General features: G+C 70.0%; 1 protein-coding gene. It reads left to right on the top strand.

The annotated features are described in order from the left end of the window. Positions 1-19: 19 nt before the first annotated feature. Positions 20-3611 (top strand): SDR family NAD(P)-dependent oxidoreductase (locus ASC60_RS38400; protein WP_234357344.1); only part of this gene is annotated, 3592 nt, incomplete at its 3' end.

A 3611-nucleotide genomic window follows, 5' to 3' on the forward strand; every position in this document is an offset into this window, starting at 1 on the left:
CCAACGCGAGCACTTCTGGTTGGCCTCCGCCAAGACGGCCACGGATGTCACCGAGACCACGCAAGCTGACCGGGCGTTCTGGGAAGCCGTGGAGCGCGAGGATCTGGAATCTCTCGCCGCGACCCTCCACTCCCCCGCCGAACAGCAGCCCATGTTGGGCACCGTGCTGCCGACGCTGTCGGCCTGGCGGCGACAGCATCGCGAGCAGGCGGTCATCGACTCCTGGCGGTATCGGACCACCTGGACGCAACTTTCCGCGCCCGCTACACCCGCCGCGCTCGCCGGCACCTGGCTGTTGCTCATCCCGTCCGACCACACCGACCACCCGGCCGTAGCAACCGTCGTGCAGGCGCTCACCAGGCACGGCGCCACTCCCCTCCCCCACACGCTCGACCCCCGTCAAGCCCATCGCGATGGTCTGGTGGAAGAACTCACCCGGCTCACCGCCGACGGCGAGCCGTCAGGGGTCGTGAGCCTGCTCGCGCTCACCCAGGAGCCACACCCCGCCTACGCCGCGGTTCCCTCCGGGCTCGTCGCCACCACCGCCCTCGTCCAGGCACTCGGTGACGCCGAGGTCGCCGCGCCCCTGTGGTGTCTCACCCAGGGTGCCGTCGCGATCCATCCCGCCGATCCGCTCCCCAGTCCGTGCCAGGCGCAGACCTGGGGATTCGGCCGCGCGGCCGCGCTGGAACACTCCCGCCGCTGGGGCGGACTGATCGATCTCCCGGCCGTCGTCGATCACCACACCTCCGACCATCTCGCGGCGCTACTCGCGCCCGGACAATCCGAGGATCAGGCCGCGATCCGCACCACCGGCACCTACGCCCGCCGCCTCGGTCGCGCTCCTCTGCCGTCCGCGAGCCGTGTTCCGTGGCAGCCGAGCGGTACGACGCTGATCACCGGCGGCACCGGCGGGCTCGGCGCCCACATCGCACGCTGGCTCGCCCGCAACGGCGCACCACACCTCCACCTCACCAGCCGCACCGGCCCCGACGCCCCCGGGGCCGACCAACTGACCCAAGAACTCACCGACCTCGGCACCACCGTCACCATCACCACCTGCGACGTCTCGAACCGGGACGCGTTGCACCACCTGATCGAAGCCATTCCCGCCGAACACCCCCTCACCACCGTCATCCACGCCGCCGGTGCCTCCGACACCGAGCTGATCGCCGATCTCCAGCCGGAACGCCTCCAGCATGTGCTGGAGCCCAAGGCCCTGGCCGCCAAGCATTTGCATGAGCTCACGAGGGGACTCGACCTCAGCGCGTTCGTCCTCTTCTCCTCCGGCGCGGCCTCCTGGGGCGGCAGCCGTCAGGCCGCCTACGCCGCCGCCAACACCTACCTCGACGCCCTCGCCCAACACCGCCGCTCCCAAGGACTCCCCGCCACCAGCATCGCCTGGGGACCCTGGAGCGACGCGGGCATGGCCGCCGACGAAACGGCGCTCTCCTTCTACGGGCGGCGCGGGCTGGCTCCGCTCAGCCCCGATCTCGCGGTCGCGGCGCTCCACCACGCGCTCAACCATCGCGACACCACCGTCACCATCGCGGACATCGACTGGGAGAAGTTCCCCGCCACTTTCACGGCGCAACGGCCCAGTCCGCTGCTCTCGGACCTGATCGAGCCCGCCGTACAGACCGCGAACCATCGCCGTGCCCCGTCCGCTGTGACCCCACTGCGCCAGCAGCTCGATACAAGCACCCCCGCTCAGCAGCATCAGCTTCTCCTACGCCAGATCCAGTCCCTGGCGGCCGCCATCCTGGGCCACACCGGGCCCGATGCCATTCCACCCACCCAGCCGTTCCAAGAGCTGGGGTTCGACTCCCTCACCGCCGTCGAACTCCGTAACCAGCTCGCCACCCTCACCGGCATCGACCTTCCACCCTCCCTCATCTTCGACCACCCCACACCGCACACCCTCGCGACCCATCTGTGTGCCGACATCACGGGGCAGCAGACGGCTGTCGCCACCCACGCTCCCACCGCGGCCGCGCTCGACGAGCCCATCGCGATCGTCGGAATGGCCTGTCGCTATCCCGGTGGCGCACGTAACCCGAAGGATCTGTGGGAGCTGGTCGTCACACGTCACGACGCCATCAGCGAAATGCCCACAGACCGGCACTGGGACCTGAACACGCTCTTCCACCCCGACCCTGACCACACCGGTACAAGTTACGTCCGCGAGGGCGGCTTCCTTCACGACGCACCCGCGTTCGACGCGGCGTTCTTCGGCATCAGCCCGCGCGAAGCGCTCGCCATGGACCCCCAGCAGCGACTGCTCCTCGAAACCGCATGGGAGACCTTCGAAAGCGCCGGAATCGACCGTGACGCGCTGAGCGGCAGCAACACCGGCGTCTTCGCCGGAGTCACTTCCCAGGACTATCTGTCGCTCACCGGCGATACGGCAAGCGATGTCGAGGGCTACGTCGCCACGGGAAACATCGGCAGCGTCGTGTCCGGCCGGGTGGCGTATTCGTTCGGCTTGGAAGGGCCCGCGGTCACGGTCGACACGGCCTGTTCGTCGTCGCTCGTGGCCATGCACCTGGCCGCCCAGGCGTTACGGCAGGGCGAATGTACCCTTGCCCTGGCCGGTGGGGTGACGGTGATGGCCACCCCGGGCGCGTTCATCGAGTTCTCCCGCCAGCGCGGCCTGGCCCCCGATGCCCGGTGCAAGCCGTTCGCCGCGGCCGCCGACGGCATGGTGTGGGGTGAGGGCGTGGGCCTCGTCCTGCTGGAGCGGCTGTCGGACGCCCGGCGCAACGGCCACCGCGTACTGGCACTCGTACGGGGCTCGGCGGTCAACCAGGACGGCACGAGCAACGGTCTGACGGCGCCGAACGGGCCCTCTCAGCAGCGGGTGATCCGGCAGGCCCTCGCCAACGCCCGCCTGGCCGCCTCCGAGGTGGACGCGGTCGAGGCACATGGAACCGGGACCACCCTCGGCGACCCGATCGAGGCCCAGGCGCTGCTGGCCACGTACGGACAGAACCGACCGGACAACCGGCCATTGTGGCTCGGCTCCATCAAGTCCAACATCGGCCACACCCAGGCCGCGGCCGGGGTGGCCGGTGTGATCAAGATGGTGATGGCGATGCGGCACGGGCTCCTGCCCGCCTCGCTGCACATCGACCAGCCGACGCCCAATGTGAACTGGTCCGAAGGCGATGTACGGCTGCTGACCGAGCCCGTCCCCTGGCCGGAGGGAGAAGAGCCACGCCGGGCGGGCGTGTCGTCGTTCGGCATCTCGGGTACGAACGCGCACCTGATCCTGGAGCAAGCCCCGCATCCGGTGGCGCCGGTTCGCACCGCCGGCGGTGCCGTGCCGTGGCTGGTGTCCGCGCACAACGCAGAGGCGCTTCGCGGGCAGGCGGCGGCCCTGGCCGAGCATGTCTGCGGTGCGGACGACGACGTATCGCCGGTGGAGGTGGGCTGGTCGCTGCTGAAGACCCGCTCGCTCTTCGACCACCGAGCCGTCGTGATCGGGGAAAACCGTGAGGAACTGACGGCGGGCTTGCAGGCCCTGGCCACCGGGGCGGTGCACCCGGCAGTCGTATACCCCGGAGCACCGGCGAGTACTTCGGGACAGACGGTGTTCCTGTTCAGCGGCC

The sequence above is a fragment of the Streptomyces sp. NBRC 110028 genome (assembly GCF_001417735.1).
Taxonomy (GTDB): domain Bacteria; phylum Actinomycetota; class Actinomycetes; order Streptomycetales; family Streptomycetaceae; genus Streptomyces.